Raw genomic sequence first — 1,431 nt, forward strand, 5'->3', positions numbered from 1 at the left:
GTATGCTGCGCCGAGCACCGGAGCTTTTGATCGGAACAGCCCGCTAGGGGCGCCGCAGGGATGCGGCGCGTTGCCGAAGGGGCAGGAAGCCCCTTTCGGCAACCCCTATCAAAAGCGAGGAACGCAGGGAATAAGCGGCGTCCGGGCCGCCTTTTCTTTGGACACTTTCTTTTGGCGGAGCAAAAGAAAGTATCTCGCCCGCCGGTGCGAGAACCGGCATTAAAACAAGCCTCGCGACAGCGAATCATCATCTATCCCCAATAAAGCCAACATAGACCAGAGCACCACAACAACCTCAACCAAAAAAATTTGGATTTAAACTGGCAACGCCGACTTCGATAATCGCTTAGCCCAACACTATCCAAACACAGCAAACCCGCAACCCTATCAGCTTTTTTATCCCGGCTTGTTCATTTTTGCTACAGTTCCCCTTAAGATACGAATAAATGACTAAAAAAATGAATGCTTGAAATGTTCGAACGGCGTGGTAACTTTAGCCACTTAACCATAATAATAACTAGCTTAAGAGGAAACATCGCATGAGCCTAGACGAAAACAACAACGAGACCGAAGCCCAAAATCAAGCTGAAGAGCCTAAGCAACCGGAAACAAGTCCAGCCGCTGATTCCGCCGCTGCGGCAAAAAATGCGGCCGGCAATATCGTGGCTAATCTGCTGGCCCTAAAAGAATCCAACCCCAAAGTATTTTTTGGCGGTGTCGGCGCAGTAGCACTGATCGTGGTAGCCGTGTTTATGGGCGGCGGATCTGATGCCAAATTGCCGGTTCACCAAGCGAAAGCCATGGTCCCCGGACAAAATTACGTATTGAAAAGCCCCAATACTTACGATCCGAATGCAACTGTCAGATTAGTCTCCGTCCCCGGCTCTATGGCGGCTTACGATGATACCGAAGAAAATGATCGTGACGGCGCGTGCAAACACATGCCGCTTAACACCGCCGTCAAACTGATCCAAGCTCAGGCAGATACTACCGATAAAAATGTTCTGTGGGCTGAAGTAGAGATCACTGAATCCGGAGAATGCCAAGGCCGAAAAGCCTGGACTTCGGCAATAAACCTGCAATAACTGTTGACACAAAAAAATATCTTTTTATAATACGCAGGATAGTAAGCCAAGCGGGAATAGCTCAGTTGGTAGAGCACGACCTTGCCAAGGTCGGGGTCGCGAGTTCGAGTCTCGTTTCCCGCTCCAAATTTAAAAAGCCGCGGCAAATCGCGGCTTTTTTTATTGTCCCTATAAAGGCTGCGTAGCAAAATGGTTATGCAGCGGCCTGCAAAGCCGTATATACCGGTTCGATTCCGGTCGCAGCCTCCATTACTATATTTTTGCGGGAATAGCTCAGTTGGTAGAGCACGACCTTGCCAAGGTCGGGGTCGCGAGTTCGAGTCTCGTTTCCCGCTCCAAATTTAAA

Annotated in this window: 1 protein-coding gene, 3 tRNA genes and 1 pseudogene; all 5 read left to right on the forward strand. The window is 49.8% G+C overall.

From position 1 onward, the window contains the following. Window positions 1–223 (forward strand): annotated as a pseudogene (locus tag A1332_RS25815) (hypothetical protein); the annotation flags it as partial. 316 nt (window positions 224–539) lie between these two features. Further along, complete coding sequence (locus A1332_RS01295) at window positions 540–1,085, forward strand: hypothetical protein (RefSeq protein ID WP_064006778.1); 546 nt, start codon at window positions 540–542, stop codon at window positions 1,083–1,085. Window positions 1,086–1,135: 50 nt separating this feature from the next. Next, window positions 1,136–1,211: transfer RNA gene (locus A1332_RS01300), tRNA-Gly, on the forward strand. Window positions 1,212–1,260: 49 nt separating this feature from the next. Next, a tRNA-Cys gene (locus A1332_RS01305) sits at window positions 1,261–1,334 on the forward strand. A 13-nt stretch (window positions 1,335–1,347) separates the two neighbouring features. Then, window positions 1,348–1,423: transfer RNA gene (locus A1332_RS01310), tRNA-Gly, on the forward strand. Window positions 1,424–1,431 lie beyond the last annotated feature (8 nt).

The sequence above is a fragment of the Methylomonas methanica genome, assembly GCF_001644035.1.
GTDB lineage: Bacteria > Pseudomonadota > Gammaproteobacteria > Methylococcales > Methylomonadaceae > Methylomonas > Methylomonas methanica_A.